The organism is Helicobacter canis, from assembly GCF_900451095.1.
Classification (GTDB): domain Bacteria; phylum Campylobacterota; class Campylobacteria; order Campylobacterales; family Helicobacteraceae; genus Helicobacter_B; species Helicobacter_B zhangjianzhongii.
On record NZ_UGHV01000001.1, the window covers coordinates 601,053 to 618,164 of the forward strand.

The window sequence follows — 17,112 nt, forward strand, 5'->3', positions numbered from 1 at the left end:
ATCTTGGTTTATTTGCAAAGATTATAATCCTGCACCGCCTAGATATTGCTGTGTAAAGAGTGTATTATGAAATCATCTGCCACCATAGGTATATCCATAGTTGTGCCCTGCTACAATGAAGAAGTCTCTTTGCCTGTGTTTCTCACAGAGATCACAAAGACTATGGATTCTCTTGTGCCATTTATTATGGAGCATAGTGCGCAGCTTGCCCAAGCGCAATCGCAGCTTATCCCTTATGAGCTGATATTTGTCAATGATGGTAGCCGTGATAAAACGCTAGCTTTGCTAGAAGACATCGCCGCTAAAGACACAAACAAAAACCGCAGAATCTGTGTGCATTCTTTCTCGCGTAATTTTGGCAAAGAAGCGGCTATTTTAGCCGGCTTAGAGCAAGCGCAAGGAGAGGGAGTCGTGTTGCTTGATGCGGATTTACAAGATCCACCAAGTATGATTGCTGATATGGCTAGAATCTGGCTAGAATCTAGCAGGCAGACCAAGGTCATCTATGCCCGCCGCACTACTCGTGCTGGGGAGTCCAAGATCCGCGCTGCACTTAGTGAGACATTTTATAAGATCTCAAACTTCATCTCTGAAGTCAAAATAGAATCTGGCGTGCGAGACTTCCGCCTAATGGATAAAGAGGTGATAGAAGCTCTCTTGCAGATGAGAGAATACCACCGCTTTTCTAAAGCGATGTTCGCGTGGGTGGGCTTTAAACGGCAGTGCCTAGAGTATGAGTATATCCCGCATTTTAAGGAGTCTTCAAGCTGGAGCTTTTGGAAGCTGTTTAAATACGCTATTGAAGGGATTGTAAGCTTTAGCACGATGCCACTGCGCATAGCCTTTGTGCTAGGGTTTTTTATTTCAGCTTTTGCAGTGTGCTTTGGGATCTATCGCATTATCGATACTATTCTCTATGGTAATGCAGTGGCTGGCTACCCAAGCCTTATTGTCATCATCACTTTCATCGGTGGGATTCAGCTTATGCTGCTTGGAGTCATTGGCGAGTATATCGCTAGGATCTATGAGCAAGTCAAAATGCGCCCACACTTCATACTTGATAAGCGCAAAAAGTCGCCAAGCTCTTGTGCCACTTTAGAGCAGCCGCGTCCTAGCACACTAGAATCTAGCCTAGCACATTCTACTACTACTACAAAGGAGAGTTAATGCCACCGAAATCTAAGGACAATCTTTTTGTAAAAACACTTGAAGAGTTTAAAGCGGCGTGCTGGGCGTTTTTTCACACGCAGGGCTTTTGGAAGTATTTTCTCATCGCCTTTGGGCTGTATTTGCTTGGGATCATTAGCCTTATCCGTGCAGATGTGTATTATATCGATGATCTAAATCGCTCTATCATCGGCTACAAGGAGTGGGATAACTTCTCGCGCTACATTAGCTACTATCTCTCCACCTTTATGCATATGGACACAGTGCTAGCAGATGTCTCGCCTTTGACGCAGTTTGTCGCCATAGGGTTTTTGAGCTTTGCATCGTTGATTTTGGTGTGGAGTATCCGCGAGGTTATTTGGAAAAATGAAGAGTCCCAGTGGGATTCTGCTGAGCAGCCTTATAAAAAACGCCTAACCGCGCTTGCCATCATCGCTTCAATCCCTATTGGGCTCTCTCCTTACTTTTTAGAAGAGCTATCGTTTAAATACGATTCGCCCTATATGGCACTATCGGTGCTTTTTGGTGTGCTGCCTTTTGTGTTTATCCACCATATTCGCGCTTATATCCCTGTGGCGATTCTCTCATCACTTGGTATGTGTATGACCTATCAGGCAAGCAGTGGGGTGGAGATTATCCTTGTGCTTTTCTTTGGCTTTTTGATGTTTAATCAAACAAACGCAGGCATTAAGAAAACCCTAACTTTCATCGGCGTTTCATTTCTCACTTATGCCACTGCACTTGGGATTTTTAAAGTCTTTATTATGCACCCATTTGCTCACGCACAAGCAGGCACTTCGACATTTCCTCTTAGTGAGTTGCCAAGCGGCTTTATTGGCAATATGCAAATGTATCTTGGCTACTTGTGGAGCGACTTTGACTGGACGGGGATTAAAATCTGCTTTTTCGCCCTTATGGGAATGTTTCTTTTATCAATCATCTATCAATCTAAGCGCAGTAAGATTCTAGCCTTGCTTCTAGGTGTGCTGCTGCTTAGCCTTGGGATAATGCTCTCTTATGGGGTGTATTTGGTGCTTGCAGAGCCGCTGCAAAGACCGCGCGCATTTATTGGTATTGGCGTGTGGAGTGCGGCGATGGCAATCTATGTGGTGAGCGCGTGGCGAGGATGGGCGTATAAGCAAGAAGACACGCGCCAGACAAATTCTAATGCCCTTGTCTCGCGCCCCTTTTATGCTCGCTCGTTTTTTGTCGCTTCAGCGGTTGTGGTTGGGTTTTTCTCGTGGTCGCTCATTGTCTTTGCTAATGCTTATGGCAATGCCCTCTCCCAGCAAGATAAATACCAAACCTTCCGCCTAACGATTTTGCTGCAAGATTTGGTCAATGTTATGCCTAAGCAAAAAAGCTATAAAGACTATACCTTTCGCATAAAGGGCTGGATCACTGCTTCGCCTGTGCTAGAAAATTCCTCTAAGCACAATCCTTTAATGAAGCGACTTGTGAAAATCACCGATGGCAAATATTGGGTGCGCACGGCGATGAAGCACTATGGCTGGGGCGATGTGCCAGAGGAGCAGCCGCAAGTTGTTGTCGATGCGGAGGACTTTGAAAAGCTAGCAGAGAATCCCAAGTGCAACCCAGCCACCGCAGGGCGACTCAAAGCGCGCGTGGATAATATATTCCACCTGATAGAAGTCTATCCAGAATGCACGATTATAGAGTTTAAGGGCAAGGATAAATACCCCCACGCCTTTGAAGAAGAGCTTATGCGCCAAGAGGAAGAAAAGATGAAAGAAGAGAAAATGCGAGAGGAAAAGCCCCAAGCGCGCGAACTTAAGCGAGCAAAAGTCTAGCGACTGCTAGAATCCACTTTTAAAGGAGTTTGATGAAACAAGTAGCGATCAACGGCACAGGGCGCATAGGACTCTGTGCGGCTAGGATCATCGGCAAGCGCGATGATATGGAGCTTGTGAGTATGAATACCACCGCAAGCATAGATACGCTGGTGCATTTACTGCGCTATGACTCTGTGCATGGCAGATATGATGTAGAAAAGCTCGATGAGACTACGCTAAGGATCGGCAACTCCAAGCGCGTTAGAATCCAAAGCAATCGCGATATAACCGCGCTAGATTTTGGCAGCGCGCAAGCCGTGCTTGAATGCACGGGCAAATTTAACTCCCTAGAAAAGTCTAGCCCCCACCTAAAAGGCAGTGTCAAAAAAGTGGTGATCTCTGCTCCTGCTGATGAGACACCTACCTTTGTCTATGGGGTCAATGAGCAAAGCTATAAGGGCGAGCCTATCATCTCTAATGCCTCTTGCACGACAAACTGCCTAGCCCCTATCGCCAAAGTCTTGCACGAGAATCTAGGCATAGAATCCGCCCTTATGACGACAATCCACAGCTATACCAACGACCAAAATCTCCTTGATGTCAAGCACAAAGATTTGCGCCGAGCAAGAGCCGCAGCCCTAAGTATGATCCCCACTTCCACCGGCGCGGCAAAGGCAGTAGCCCTTGTGATCCCAGAGCTTGCGGGCAAATTTACCGGCTATGCTATGCGTGTGCCTACACCTGATGTAAGCGTGGTGGATCTAAGTGTCAATCTCTCTAAGCCCATAAGCAAAGATGAGCTAAACGCGCTTTTTGCCGCACAAGCTAAAGCAAAGCCCCAGATTTTCCACATCGATAATGATCAATGTGTCTCAAGCGATTTTATCGGCTCACCTTATAGCGCGATTATCGTGCCGGATAAAACGATGGTTTTGCACGATAGATTTGCCAAAATCCTTGCGTGGTATGATAATGAGTTTGGCTACACTACGCGGCTTGTGGATATGGCGGCGTTTGTGCTAGGGCGTTAGGGTGCGGTTATGATTAGCTTCCACACTTCCTATGCCAAAGTGGATTCTAGCTCTGTGCTTGAAGCTATCAAGGCAGAATCTAGCAGTGGAGCAAGCGGCTACTACAAGCTCCCCTTTGACACACTTGCCCTAGAATCCGCTTTAGCATATAGCACGCGCGAGTATTTCTCAAGCATCACAGATCTTGTCATCATCGGTGTGGGTGGCAGCTCGCTAGGCACGCGGGCGGTGTATGCGGCTTTGGGGCATTCTTGCAGAAGTGCTACTAGGCGCGTGCATTTTTTGGAGCATACAGATCCCTTTGAGACCAAGCGCGTGCTAGAATCCATCACGCTAAAAAGCACGCATTTTTTGCTTATCTCTAAATCCGGCACGACCATTGAGAGCATTTCTCTAGTGAAGTTTCTTATCACGCATTTTGATTTACTAAGCAGCGCAAACAAGCAGCATTTATCCTGTATCACAGACTCTGGCTCGCCGCTAGAGAGCTTTGCCAAGGAGCAGGGGCTAGAGTGCTTCACAATCCCTGCTAATGTGGGCGGGCGATTTTCGGTGCTTTCTTTAGTGGGGCTTGTGCCTTTAAGCTTGCTTGGGCTTGATATTAGCGCACTTTTGCAAGGAGCGCGCGCGATGATGGAGAGCTTTTTTGCTGGCAAAGAGGGGCATATCATCGATAAAGCCGCCTTTTTAGCCAAGCACCACAAGCAATATCCCATAAGCGTGTTGTTTTCTTATGGGAGTGTGTTTGGCGAGCTTAATCGCTGGTTTGTGCAGCTCTGGGGGGAAAGCTTGGGCAAGCATAATGCGCAGGGCGAGCAAGTGGGGCTTACACCTGTGGGGCTTGTAGGCAGTATCGATCAGCATTCATTCTTGCAGCTTATCGTGCAAGGAGCGCGTGATAAGGTGGTGAGCTTTTTGTCTTTAAGCGATGAGTGCGATAAGGTGGATTCTAGCGCGTTTGTGGTGCCAAACTGCTCCCTAGAGTCCCTAGAATCCACCGATTTTGTCAATGGCACGGCATTTTTGCGCTTGCTCAATCTCCAAAAGCAAGCGACTTTAGAGACGCTAGAGTCGCTTGCTATCCCCACAGATTCTATCACGCTAGAGAGCTTAGATGCGTGGCATATCGGCGCGCTTGTGGTGTATTTTGAGCTTTTGACTTCTTGCACGGGGGTGTTGCTGGGGGTTAATGCCTACGATCAGCCCGGAGTGGAGTTTGGGAAGCGGAGGTTGCGAACTTATTTTGCTTAACACAGAGGGATTCGGTCTTGGGTAATCATAGCGGCGATTTTAAGGATTTTAGGGCAACCGCAGACCACCAGTCTAGCTCTGCCCTAAAATCCTTAAAAAGCCCCGCTAGCACTACCGCAATTCCTAGAATCCTAGAGAAAGACAATTGGGGTGAGTATGAAAAACCTAGAATCCACTTTTGAAAACTCTGCCGCTGATACGCAAAAGTGGATTCTAGGGTGAAGTCTAAAAGGAGTAACAATGGATTCTAAGAAAGTCAATTCTGCTAGCGTAGAATCTATGGATTGCCACGCGGTGCAAGCGGTGCTGCCAATGACAGAAAACAACGCCGCTAGTAAAAACGAGGATTCTAGGAAAAACGCCCAAAATGCAAAAGCCCAATCCACCAGCAAAAAGCCCACACCAAGCCCTAGCGATTCTAAGATTTTGGAGCTAGAATCGGGGTTTTTCAAGCCGCGCAAGGAGATAAGACTCGAGTGTCTATCGACGCAGCGCGGCGATGAAATCCACGATTCTAGCCCAAAAGCTGAATCGCCTCAAACACTCCGCATAGCTTTTCTAAGTGTGCTGTATAGTGGTCGATCCCCCAAAGCCCCCGGCACCGCCGGCAGCGCACTCTCTGTGCTGCTTGGGCTGCCGATTTTGCTCTACTCTGCGCAGACGCTATTCCTGCTTGCGTGCTTGCTTGGGATAATCGCGGTGCGTGAGATTGACAAATGGGAGGCATATAGCAAAAAGCACGATGAAAAGTGGATCGTCATCGATGAGCTTGTGGGCGTGTGGCTGGCGATGAGTATCCTATGCTATGGGAATCCTTCGCTATGGCTCACTATCGATAAGAGCGCGGATATATGGCTGACTATGAGCACTCTGTGGCACGAGGGGCATTTTGCGCATATTATGCTAGCTTTTGTGCTATTTCGCGTATTTGACATTTGGAAGCCCTCTATCATCGGGCGCATTGATAGAAAGCTTAAAGGCGGTCTTGGTGTGGTGCTAGATGATGTAGCGGCTGGGATTGTGGCTGGGATCGCTGGGATTTTGGTGCTTTTTGCGTATGATGTGGCTACTGGCATAATTTCTGCACGAGCTTACTAGCTATGCACACCCAGAGTCTAGCCCCCACCCCTGCTAAAAAGCTCGCACTCGTGCTAGGAGGCGGCGGCTCAAAGGGCGCGTATCAAGTAGGCGCGTATAGGGCATTACGCGAACTTGGATTTAGCTTTGATCTTGTTACAGGTGTGTCCATTGGCGCGTTAAATGGCGCGATGATCGTGCAAGGGGACTTTGACAAAGCTAGCGCATTGTGGGAGAGCCTTGATGTAGAGAAAGTCATAGGCAAGGGCTTAAATCTCACCACCGATATAGACTACTACTTCAATAATGTCCAAAAGCTCCTGCCATTTCTCAAGTCCTACACGCAAAACAAAGGTATGGATACTGCGCCCTTGTGGGAGATCATCACCACGCATTTAGACTATGCAAAGCTTTCTAGCTCGGCTATGGATTTTGGGCTTTTGTGCGTGGAGGTGCCTAGCTTTCAAGCGTGCGAGCAGACCAAAGCGACTTTAAGCAAGCAAAGCCTAGCGCATTGGGTGATGGCTTCTGCTTCGTGCTTCCCGGCGTTTCCTATCTATAATATCAATGGCAAAAGCTACATTGATGGAGGGTATTATGATAATCTGCCTATCGATCTAGCTTTCAAAATGGGGGCGAGTGAAGTCATCGCCATTTCTTTGCATAATGATTTTGTAACCAAATATGATAGCAACCCACTTGTGCGCCATATCCGCCCATCTCGCTATCTAGGCACGATGCTGGATTTCTCACAAGACTCTATCGCGCGAAATATCAAGCTAGGCTATTTAGACACTAAGCGGTATTTTGGCAAGCTTGTGGGCTTGCGCTTTGCGTTTATGCCGTTAGATGAAGTGGATTCTAGCACCTTTCGCGCGCTTTCACGCAGGCTGCTTGCTAGCCTTTTGGCAAAAGAGCTTGATAAAAACGCCCCATCAAGCAGCACTCTAGCACGCTTTGGCACACAGCTTGCAAGCACAGGGATCATCTCTAAAATCACTTCTACCACGCCATTTTGTGATATGCTCCTAAGCACGCTTAAGCCCTATAATGCCACGCATATAAGCCTAGAGCAGCTCACCCTTGCTCTACTAGAATCCTATATGCAGCTTATGAATTATGATGAGACAAAGACTTATAACGCCCTAGAAGTCTTCGCCAAAGCCAAGCGCGACCTAGCCTATATCGCCCAAGGCAGTGCTACTTCTAGGCTAGATTCTAGCTTGGATTCTAGCGTGGGGCAGGAGATCGCACGCGCTTATGCACTCTTGCAAGACAAAAAGCCAGAGACTTCGCTCTTTGATGAGTTTGGGGAGAAGCTTTTGTGCGCTATGCTGGCTTTTGCGCTAGGGTATGAAGAGGGAGCTAGAATCTAGTTTGACAAAGTGGATTCTAGCTCTGCCAATTACAAGCCAACTTCTCTGTCATCGCGAGCCGGCACTGCCCATTTCTGTCATCGCAAGCCCCACGCCAGCAAGGCGTGGCGATCCATCATAAGCCTATAACTCGCGTAAAAGTAGCGATCATAAATCCACTCTAGCAAGCACTTAGGCTGTGTTGATGTTTGTTTAATAATCCACCTGCTAGAATCCACTTGTGTGGATCGCCACGCCACGGATCGCAGCTAGATCTAGCGCGTAAGGAGGCATTTGTGTTTGTCGCGATATATAGCATATTTGTCTTTATGTTTTTGGGGTATTTTGCCAATCGCGTGCGCCTGCTTGGTGATAGACAGGGCAATATCCTGCTAGGCTTTTTGCTCAATTTTGCCCTGCCTAGCGCGATTTTCACAGGGGTGTATCACTCAAGCGTGAGCCTAGAGCTTTTGGGGCTTTTTGCCCTAGCTCTTGTGTGCAATCTTGTAGCTGGTGCGCTGGCGTTTGTATTTGTCTCAAAGATCTTGCGCTTTGATTTTGGCACTTCTCTTGCTATGGCTTTTTTGGTTTCCTTGCATAATACACTTTTCCTAGGTGTGCCTATCGTGCAAGGTGCGCTAGGCGAGCAAGCCTCGCATAAAGCCATTGTGCTAGATCAGTTCTGCACGGGGCTGCCATTAGCTGTTTTGACCCCGCTGCTCCTTAGCCTAAGCTCTAAGACAAAATTCCGTATCCAAAGCGTGCTTGTGCGGCTCTTTGCTAGTCCGCTCTTTTTATCTATGCTTTGCGCCTTTGCGCTTAAGGCTATGCCCTTTAGTATCCCAGAGGTGCTTTTCGCGCCGATTTTGGCTCTAGCGGCGTGTGCTACGCCGGTGGCTCTCTTTGCCATAGGGGTGCAGCTGCGCTTTGACTTCTTGCGCTTGCTGTGGAGGAAAGTGCTTGTCGTGCTAGGCTTTGGTATGTTTGTGGCTCCTTTGTTGTATCTTGCGATTTTGTGGCTATTTCAAGTGCCATTGCAAGAAGATCACCAAATGGTGCTACTAGAAGTGGCTATGCCTCCGCTTATCAGCGCGGTCGCGGTGATCGCGCGTGCGGGGCTGGATTCTAAGCTAGCGATTTCTTGTATTGTAGCAGGAGTGCCTATTGCAGCTTTTAGCACGCCATTATGGCTATATATAAGCCATTTGTAATATAATACCGCCATTATAATTTAAGGAGCTATGATGAAAGACTCATTTAAAGCATTTGTCGCCGCTACACAAAATCTCCCCGAGTATAAAAAGCCTTTAGCATTTGGGATCGCGCGGATTGAGTATGGGCAGAAGTCTCAAGCGGTTTTGAGCGCGACTTATCCGCTACTAAATTGGACCGATGAGAATCTCGGCAGCTATGCGGTGTTTTTTGAGGCACTTAAAGCTGCTAAATCACTCCACGCTAGTGATAATGAAGCGATTTTTGGCATTACAGAGGGCTTCATCAAGCGTGCGCTAGAGCTATATGAGCCATTTTTGGCAGAGTCGCTCACAAGCCCAAGCACACATAAAAATATCCAAGTTATCCTAGAGCTCCAAAAAGCCTTAACGCAAAATCGCCTCTGCACTCATAGCGGGCATTTCCGCTATCATTTGTGCGTGCTATATAGCGATAGCAAGTGCGAGAGTGTAGAATCCGCCTACCTAAAGCTCCTAGCCCTATCACTTGGCAAAGCTCCCTTGCGCTCACTCCAGCTTGATGGGATCTTTGGGCTATTGCAAAATGTCGCGTGGAGTGGGAATACCCCCTATGAGCTAGAGTGGCTACGAGAGAATGAAATCCGCCTAAAAATGGAGGGCAGCTTCCCTGCGATTGACTTTGTGGATAAATTTCCACGATATTTAATGCAAGTGATCCCCCAATATGACAATATCCGCCTGCTAGATTCTGCTAAAACGCGCTTTGGCGCATACCTTGGCAGTGGTGGCTATACGCAAATGCCCGGGGCTAGCTATGTGAATTTCAACGCCGGCGCGCTTGGAGCGTGTATGAATGAAGGGCGCATAAGCTCTAGCGTGATTGTAGGAGAAGGCACAGATGTAGGCGGAGGGGCGAGTATCCTAGGCGTGCTAAGTGGGGGCAATAGCGAGCCAATCACTATCGGCAAAAATTGCTTGCTCGGGGTCAATAGCTCTACTGGCATAAGTCTAGGCGATGGCTGCATAGTCGATGGCGGGATCGCGGTGCTTGCAGGCACAATTTTTGCTATCGACAAAGCAGAAGCTGAAAAGATCGCGCAGATCAATGCGGACTTTGCTATCAAAGATAGCGGGCTGTATAAAGGGCGCGAGCTATCAGGCAAGCACGGCGTGCATTACAGGCAGGATTCTAAAAGCGGCAAGATGATCGCCTTTCGAAGCAATCGCAAAATCGAGCTAAACGCGGATTTACATTAGATTATCATTAACATAAAAAGTCGATACTACTAGCACGAGATCTTGTGGGGGTGTGTGGTGGAATTAGGATTCTATGCAAAATGTAGCGCAGTGCTAAGATCTAGTGTTTTATGCGCATTTTGTCTTAGCGTGCCTAGCTATGCACAGAGCGCACAGGATATAGGTGGTGATGTTTATCGACTAAGCTCTACGGATAAAAGTGAGGCAGATATTTTTTATGCCAAGGGGCAGAATCCATATAGTATTACAGGCTCAAATTTCACACAAAACTACAATAACGGAACCCTTGTCTTTGGCAATACCCAAAAAGCAGAAAATACAAATCGAGATGATGGGATCCACTTTGGTAATGGCGGCTGGACAGGCTATGTTACCGGCACTTTTAATGCCAAGGAAGTCTATCTTACATCGCGATTAGGCACAGGGAATAATACAGGCGCAGGGGCTGGCGCGACTTTGGTATTTAACGCAAGTGAAAATCTCACTGCCCAAGGTCTCACAGTAGATATGTGGTCAAATACACAAGGCGATAGCTTGACACTAACTTCACAGCACGACATCGCTTTGAAAAGTTCTAACTTCAAAATCAAAGGCTCAAACTCTGAGCTAAAAATCAGTGCCAAAAACAAGCTTGAAGCCGATAATTTCACGCTTGAAATGCCCTCAAATAGCGAAAAAGTCGTGGTGAATTTTAGTGGGGATACAATCGAGTTTAAAAACAGCAAGCTAAACATAGCAGGACCTGATATTGCGTGGAACAAAAACGAAACAAAATTTAGCGCGGAATCTTCTCTTAGCTTTGCCGATACTACGACAAACATACAGGGCGATAGCTTGGTGTTTGAGTCCAAAAATGGAGATATAAAGATCAGTGGCGGTAGCACCACGCTTAATTCTGGCACATTAAGCAAAGATGCGTATATCAATTTTACTGCGGGTAAAAATATCGATATAGCCAATCTTACCGCTACGCTTTTTTCTGGCAAAGGGCAGTTTATCGCCAAAGCTGGAGAAAATCTATCGATCAAAAATCTCAATCTCCACGGCAATGTCGGCACCGCGGTCAATGAGACTTATGCCACCTTTGAAGCCAACACCATAAACCTTGATAAAGCAGAGATCTACTCCACGCGCGGTATCAACAATGCCACCGATAATGCTGGGGCATTTGTGGTGAAGTTTATCGCCAAAGATTCTATCACGCTAAAAGATACCAACATCAAGCTTACCAATCAGCTAGAAGGTGTAGGCTCGGCGGATTATGCGGTGTTTGAGAGTGGCGGAGATCTTACTCATACAGGCAAGCTTACCACTGCTACTGCCCAGCAGACTTGGGGTGGGGCGACCTTTGACTTTAGCAAGGTCAAAGGCAAGGCAAGTGTAGGCGATATGGAGATAGTCGCTGCCAATGTGAAGATGAACAAAGACTTTGCCGCCAAGTCCCTAGTCGTGCAAAAGCGCAATACAAATGGCGGGCAAGATGGCTTAGGCACGAAGCTTTGGGCAATGGAGAGCGGGAAGTATAAGTTTGACTCTATTACGCTAAATGACGGCACAGATCTAGCTGCAGATACAGCGAGAATGACCTTTGTCAATGAGTCTGGTGGCAATGCCTTTGTCAAAGATAGCACGCTAGAGCTAGGCTCGCTCTCTGTGGGGGTCAAAGGCGGCTTCTACGCCTCCAATATCCACCACACCACCGCTACTAACATCACCTTGCATTCTAACTCCACTGCGTCATTTCACAATCTCACCCTAACTCCAGGTGGGCAGATCATAATGGACGCTACCAACACCCAGCTTGTGCTAGATAATCAATTTATCAATGGTAAAAATGAAGCAGGCGTGCTAGAGCTCGGTGTATCGATCAAGGATTCTAATTTGCACAATGGCTATGGCAAGCCAATCCTTGCTATCACTAATGCTGGGAACAATTTAGAAAACATTCATTTCAAAGCAGGCGAAGTAAAAAGGCTCATTGATGCAGGGGAGATTAAGTATAACTTTGTGGATTCTAGTGGGCAGACTTCTCTAATCCATTGCGATGGCAGTGAGAAAGAAAAATGCGAGAGTATCAAAAACCTTATAGGAATCTATGCGGGCAATATGCCTACACAAGATCCTAATAACCCAGACTATACAAAAGATCGCTTTGATCTTAAAGCCATAGGGCTAAAGTATGAAAAAGTGCTCACTTATAATTACATAGGGCTAAAGATTAGCTCTGATAATGCAAACAACCCTTATCAAATCGGTGATATACGCTACTACCTCTATGAAAAATGTGGGCAAGAATGCATAGAGCAAATAGGCTCTATCTCTAATACCGCTACTATAACCCAAGGAGTGCAAACACAGCTTAGTGGTGATGGCAAGGAAATCTATGTGTATGAATACACAGATTCTAGCGGCAAGCTTAATAAAATCTTTTGCAATTCTAACGACACAGAGCAGTGTAAAAAAGACAATAAGATTGATGATAGCAATGGCAGCATTACCCTAACCCAATCCAATGCCACACAGGTAGAATCTGATGTGTATGATTGGCTAAACTTTCTCTCTATCTATGATAAAGGCATCACTTGGACAGGGGCAAATGTCTTAAACTATGATTTAGACTTTTTCTTGCAAACTGCCAACCAGCTTAATAACACCCTAGACCAACTTGCCTCTATTGATAGGAAGACTTCTACTTCATCTTCTACAAGACTTGCAGCAGATATTGCAAGATCAAATCGCCTAGTCAAGCTCTCAAACTTTAGTCCTAATTCTACAAACAATGCCTTTGCAGCTCTAAAAGCCAAAGCCCTAGCAAAGCTCCCCCACTATGCAGAGTCTAGCACCATAGCAAGCGATGCTACTCCTAGGAAGAATCCTGCCTTTTTGTATAAGTTTAGCAATCGCCACGACTTTATGAATAATATCTGGGCGACAGGGATTGGTAGCACCACCTTTGTCAAAAATGGGCACGGCACACTTTATGGGCTAAATGCAGGCTATGATAGATTTATCCCCCTAGGAGAGAGTGGGCTAATCCTTGGGGCTTCTACTTCTTATGGCTATGGGACTTATAATGCTGATTTACTTACAAATCACAGCCACAATGTCAATGCAGGATTCTACTCTAGGGCATTTATCGCTAATCACGAGATAGACTTCACTGCAAATTACACCCTAGGGATCAATACTGAAGATATTAAAACAAGAGAGAATCCATTTTTACGATCATTAGAGCAAGGCTATGCCTACAATACTCACGCTATCAATATCAATGCCAACTATGGCTATATCTTTGGCACGAATAACAAATCGCTTGTCTTTAAGCCTATGGGTGGGCTTAGCTACTACTATATCAGTGTAGGAGAGCTCAATGGTGGCAATAAATTTATCAACGCCAACCCAGAATCCACTTTTACACCTAACTCTAGCAATATCGCTATACAAAGCCCAGATACACAAAGACATCTCCTAGCCCTAAATCTAGCCTTAGAGACAAGGCAGTATTTCTCTCAATCAAGCTATTGGTTTATCAACATTGGAGCGCAAAAAGATCTCTATATCTCTAATGGCAATAGAGAGAATGTGCGATTTGTAGGGAATAACTCTCTAAGCTATCGTAGCAATGATGGACTAAACACACATCTACTAGGCACAGCAGGTGGAGAGGTGCTACTAGGCAAGCAAACTTTCATCAACTTTGCTCTAGGGTCAAAGATAGGACTAAGCTATAAAGACATTAACCTTACAGCAAACCTAGGGGTAAGGTATGTGTTTTAGGGTGGATTCTAGAGTGTGATTGGGGGTAGGGTGTGCAGGATTTGGAGGAGTTTTTAGTCAGTCTTGTGGTAGGTCGGCGCGATCTGCCTAAGAAATTTGCCAGCGTGTATGAGCAGCTACGCTCTTGCGGGGCGATCGCCAAAGATAGTGCGCTGCATAGGCTCTCACCAGCTTTCATCATCGCTAGAATCCACAAAAACAAAGGCGGCGTATTTGCGCATAATATCGCTAGCCCTAAGGCAAAGGGACTGCGCTTAGGGCGTGGGCGCAATGGAGCTAGCACTTTAGCTAATGGTGATATAGCACTGCTTTTGATACGATCTAAAGATTCTAGGATCATCAAAGTGCTAAATCGCCATAGCACGCCCGCTTCAAGGCTTGTATGCCTAGCGCAAAAAAAGGGCAAAATCATCGGCATAGACTGCAAAAGCCTAGAATCCATACCTCTGCCCTTTTCGCAAAAATCGTTGCGAGCTTTGCCTAAGCACTGCGTGCTAGTATATCAAGGCACAGAGATTACAAAGATCTTAGGATCTTTGCTTGATCCTAGCATTGATGAGCATATAATCTTAGATAAATATAACTTTGCCAGCGACTTTAGCCAGCAAGCCAAAGAATTTGCTAAAAGCTTTGGGATTGTTGATGTGGGCTACTATACAGATAGGGTCGATCTCTGTGATAAGCCCTTCATCACCATTGATCCAAGCGATGCCAAAGACCACGATGATGCGGTGTTTTGGGAGCAGGATTCTCACACGCTCTATATCGCTATCGCTGATGTGAGCGAGTATGTCGCGCCAAATACCGAGCTTGATATGCAGGCTAGATCGCGCTGCTTTAGCCTATACTTCCCGCATATCTGCTACCCTATGCTGCCAAATACTTTAAGCCAATCACTTTGCTCCTTGCGTGCCAATGAGCCTAAACTAGCACTTGTGTGGGAGATCGTGCTGCATAAGCGCACTAAGCTGCCGCGCTCTGCTAGGCTGTATGAAGCAGTGATCACCCCTAGGGCAAATATCAGCTACGAGCAGGCACAAGGCATTTTGGATTCTAGTGGGGAGAGCGAGCTTGCTTGGCTGCGTGATTTATATAGCAACACACAAAAGCTTAAGGCAAAGCGATTAGAGAGCGGCTATGATTTTATGAGTGTTGATAGGACTATGAGACTAGATACACAAGGTGCGATAGAATCTATCCACATACACACTGCCTGCCCCAGCCACTCACTCATAGAAGAGTCAATGCTTTTGGCAAATATCTTAAGCGCGCAGGTGTTGGCGGATTTGTGTGAAGAGGGCGGGATCTATCGTGCGCACGAGCCTCCAAGTGATGAGCGGATTTACGCGCTGTTTTCGCAAGCCAAAGAGCTAGGCTACACGATTCCCAAAGGCGACTTCCACGCCCAGATACAAGCCTTGCAAAAAGATGCCCTAAAGCGCGGAGAAAACGCACGCGAGCAGCTTGACACGCTCATCATAAAATCCCAAAAAGAAGCGCGATATACGGACAAGAGAGAAGCACACTTTGGGCTAGGGTTTGCAGCCTACACGCACTTTACCTCGCCTATCCGCCGATATAGCGATCTAATCGCGCATCGCTTGCTAAAAACCCTAATGCGCGATTTCCCCAAGCGCACAATCACGCTGCAAAGTGGCGTGAGCCTAGCTAGCAAGACACGCAAGCAAATCGCCTATATCCTAGAATCTAGTGGCGCGATTATCCCGCTACTCAATGAAAAAGAGCGGCAAATCGCTAGGGCGGAAGCGGAGTTTAAAGACAGAAAATACACCCGTTTAGCTAGTGGGCTTGTGGGCGAGTGTGTTGGGGTTAGGGTTGTTGATGAGCGGTATCCGGCGTTAGGTGTGATCTGTGCGGGGGATTTTAATGTGGGGGATTCGGCTTTACTAAAGAAACATCGGCTATCGCCGAGCGCTTTGCTTGTTTTGCGCGATAAATCGGGGATTTCATCGCCGCGCTTGTGCGATAGACAGCCAAGTCTTATCTCCGCGCGCGGCTCGAAAACAAGCGAAGCGGTGCAAGGCGAAGCCGAAGCAGGTTTCTTTAGTAAAAACCCCGATTTCTCATCGCAAATCCTAGAATCCCAAAGCGGCTTTACAAAATCAGCCCAAGCCTTAGAATCCACTTTTTTAAATTGCAGACAAGAAATACAAAAAATGGATTCTAAGGAAAATGTGGATTGCCACGCGGACAAGTCCGCTCACAATGACAATAAAAACGCGATATGTGAAAAAGTGGATTCTAGCAAGCAAGCCCACTTTCTATCATCGCGAGCCTTGCAGCAGCAAAGCGTGGCGATCCATACACACAACGCCCAAGACACAAGCCTAGAATCCACTTTTGATAATCCCAACGCCAAAACGCAAAAAGTGGATTCTAGGAAAAACGCCCGGAAAAACGCCCAAAGTGTAGAAAGCAGCAATGCCAAAAAAAATCCAGCCCTTCTCCAAGGCGCACGCGTAGTTATCACACAAGCTCCTTGTGAGCTTATGCGCGATGAGCTATACACTGCAGTGATAGAGCGAGTCGATCTAATCGCTGCGAAAATCTATGTCCAAATCCTCTAAAACACATAATCATACATAAAGAGTATATGCACTTCTTGATAGTCTCTAGTAGGCGTGCTAGGTAGGGTAAGCTTAGTTAGCGGATATTTCACGCCAAGCTCTAGGCGGTGTGCTTTGCTAAATAGCACGCTTATGCCGCCATTGACAAACGCGCTAAAGCCCTTTGCTAGCACAGAATCTAGCGCATTTGGATCTTCTTGCACCTCTTTGCCATATACCCCAATCCCAAGCCCAAATCCACCAAACACCCCAAAATCCACCCCCCCTAGTGTATAAAAATACGATACCACATCACTATTGACAAGAAAATGCGAAGTTGCGATACTCTCAATCCCTGTGGGACGCACACTCATCGTATAGTCTAAATACAGCCGCACAATTAGTGGTGTAAAAAACCTATACTGATACCCACCTCTCCCAGATACGCTTAGGGCAGGGTAGGTGGTGGGCTTGCTATGTGGAGTGAGATCTTGCTGGAGTGCTAGCAATGCTCCTGCCCCGACAAATACTTGTGAAGTAGGGGTTGTAAATTTAGATTCTAGTGGGGTTGCTTGTAGCCACGCTAAGCACGCTAGGGCTACTAGGCTAATTCGCACTATGCTACGCACTTGTTGCATCACTAT

General features: G+C 46.7%; 13 protein-coding genes. 12 read left to right on the top strand and 1 reads right to left on the bottom strand.

Going from position 1 to position 17,112, the window contains the following annotated elements:
• The first annotated feature begins 66 nt into the window (after positions 1-66).
• The 12 genes from DX060_RS02870 (at position 67) to DX060_RS02915 (ending at position 16,489) form a co-directional block, all read left to right on the top strand.
• The gene (locus DX060_RS02870; protein ID WP_115011061.1) at positions 67-1,167 is read left to right on the top strand and encodes a glycosyltransferase family 2 protein; all 1,101 of its coding nucleotides are present in this window, start codon (positions 67-69) and stop codon (positions 1,165-1,167) included.
• Positions 1,167-2,978 (top strand): glucosyltransferase domain-containing protein, encoded by a 1,812-nt coding sequence (locus tag DX060_RS02875; RefSeq protein ID WP_115011062.1) that lies wholly within the window; start codon positions 1,167-1,169, stop codon positions 2,976-2,978. The genes DX060_RS02870 and DX060_RS02875 overlap by 1 nt, the downstream gene beginning before the upstream one ends.
• Positions 2,979-3,010: 32 nt before the next feature.
• The gene (gene gap / locus DX060_RS02880; protein ID WP_408938832.1) at positions 3,011-3,991 is read left to right on the top strand and encodes a type I glyceraldehyde-3-phosphate dehydrogenase; all 981 of its coding nucleotides are present in this window, start codon (positions 3,011-3,013) and stop codon (positions 3,989-3,991) included.
• Positions 3,992-4,000: 9 nt separating this feature from the next.
• Positions 4,001-5,242: a glucose-6-phosphate isomerase gene (locus DX060_RS02885; RefSeq protein ID WP_115011064.1), complete on the top strand. Its 1,242-nt coding sequence runs from the start codon at positions 4,001-4,003 to the stop codon at positions 5,240-5,242.
• 17 nt (positions 5,243-5,259) lie between these two features.
• A complete protein-coding gene (locus DX060_RS11180) occupies positions 5,260-5,424 on the top strand; it encodes a hypothetical protein (protein ID WP_181814158.1) in 165 nt (54 codons plus the stop codon).
• A 322-nt stretch (positions 5,425-5,746) separates the two neighbouring features.
• Positions 5,747-6,340 carry a phosphatidylglycerophosphatase A family protein gene (locus tag DX060_RS02890; RefSeq protein WP_258552308.1) on the top strand — a complete coding sequence of 198 codons (594 nt, stop codon included), beginning with the start codon at positions 5,747-5,749 and terminating at the stop codon, positions 6,338-6,340.
• Positions 6,341-6,342: 2 nt separating this feature from the next.
• Entirely contained in the window at positions 6,343-7,695 is a 1,353-nt protein-coding gene (locus DX060_RS02895; protein WP_115011065.1) for a patatin-like phospholipase family protein, read from the top strand.
• Positions 7,673-7,816 carry a hypothetical protein gene (locus DX060_RS11185; protein WP_181814159.1) on the top strand — a complete coding sequence of 48 codons (144 nt, stop codon included), beginning with the start codon at positions 7,673-7,675 and terminating at the stop codon, positions 7,814-7,816. The genes DX060_RS02895 and DX060_RS11185 overlap by 23 nt, the downstream gene beginning before the upstream one ends.
• Positions 7,817-7,883: 67 nt before the next feature.
• Positions 7,884-8,885 carry an AEC family transporter gene (locus DX060_RS02900; RefSeq protein WP_147278752.1) on the top strand — a complete coding sequence of 334 codons (1,002 nt, stop codon included), beginning with the start codon at positions 7,884-7,886 and terminating at the stop codon, positions 8,883-8,885.
• 33 nt (positions 8,886-8,918) lie between these two features.
• Positions 8,919-10,124: a 2,3,4,5-tetrahydropyridine-2,6-carboxylate N-succinyltransferase gene (locus DX060_RS02905; protein WP_181814286.1), complete on the top strand. Its 1,206-nt coding sequence runs from the start codon at positions 8,919-8,921 to the stop codon at positions 10,122-10,124.
• A 90-nt stretch (positions 10,125-10,214) separates the two neighbouring features.
• Positions 10,215-13,901 (top strand): vacuolating cytotoxin domain-containing protein, encoded by a 3,687-nt coding sequence (locus DX060_RS02910; RefSeq protein WP_181814160.1) that lies wholly within the window; start codon positions 10,215-10,217, stop codon positions 13,899-13,901.
• A gap of 32 nt (positions 13,902-13,933) precedes the next feature.
• Positions 13,934-16,489: an RNB domain-containing ribonuclease gene (locus DX060_RS02915; RefSeq protein WP_115011069.1), complete on the top strand. Its 2,556-nt coding sequence runs from the start codon at positions 13,934-13,936 to the stop codon at positions 16,487-16,489.
• Here DX060_RS02915 and DX060_RS02920 read toward each other — a convergent pair.
• On the bottom strand, positions 16,486-17,106 hold the full coding sequence (locus DX060_RS02920; protein WP_115011070.1) for an outer membrane beta-barrel protein: 621 nt from the start codon (positions 17,104-17,106) through the stop codon (positions 16,486-16,488). The two genes, DX060_RS02915 and DX060_RS02920, sit on opposite strands and share 4 nt — an antisense overlap.
• Positions 17,107-17,112 lie beyond the last annotated feature (6 nt).

What these genes read in the sequence shown, in the direction of transcription:
- DX060_RS02870 (WP_115011061.1), top strand. Translation starts at nt 67, where the DNA reads ATGAAATCATCTGCCACCATAGGTATATCCATAGTTGTGCCCTGCTAC.
- DX060_RS02875 (WP_115011062.1), top strand. Translation starts at nt 1,167, where the DNA reads ATGCCACCGAAATCTAAGGACAATCTTTTTGTAAAAACACTTGAAGAG.
- gap (WP_408938832.1), top strand. Translation starts at nt 3,011, where the DNA reads ATGAAACAAGTAGCGATCAACGGCACAGGGCGCATAGGACTCTGTGCG.
- DX060_RS02885 (WP_115011064.1), top strand. Translation starts at nt 4,001, where the DNA reads ATGATTAGCTTCCACACTTCCTATGCCAAAGTGGATTCTAGCTCTGTG.
- DX060_RS02895 (WP_115011065.1), top strand. Translation starts at nt 6,343, where the DNA reads ATGCACACCCAGAGTCTAGCCCCCACCCCTGCTAAAAAGCTCGCACTC.
- DX060_RS11185 (WP_181814159.1), top strand. Translation starts at nt 7,673, where the DNA reads ATGAAGAGGGAGCTAGAATCTAGTTTGACAAAGTGGATTCTAGCTCTG.
- DX060_RS02905 (WP_181814286.1), top strand. Translation starts at nt 8,919, where the DNA reads ATGAAAGACTCATTTAAAGCATTTGTCGCCGCTACACAAAATCTCCCC.
- DX060_RS02920 (WP_115011070.1), bottom strand. Translation starts at nt 17,106, where the DNA reads ATGCAACAAGTGCGTAGCATAGTGCGAATTAGCCTAGTAGCCCTAGCG.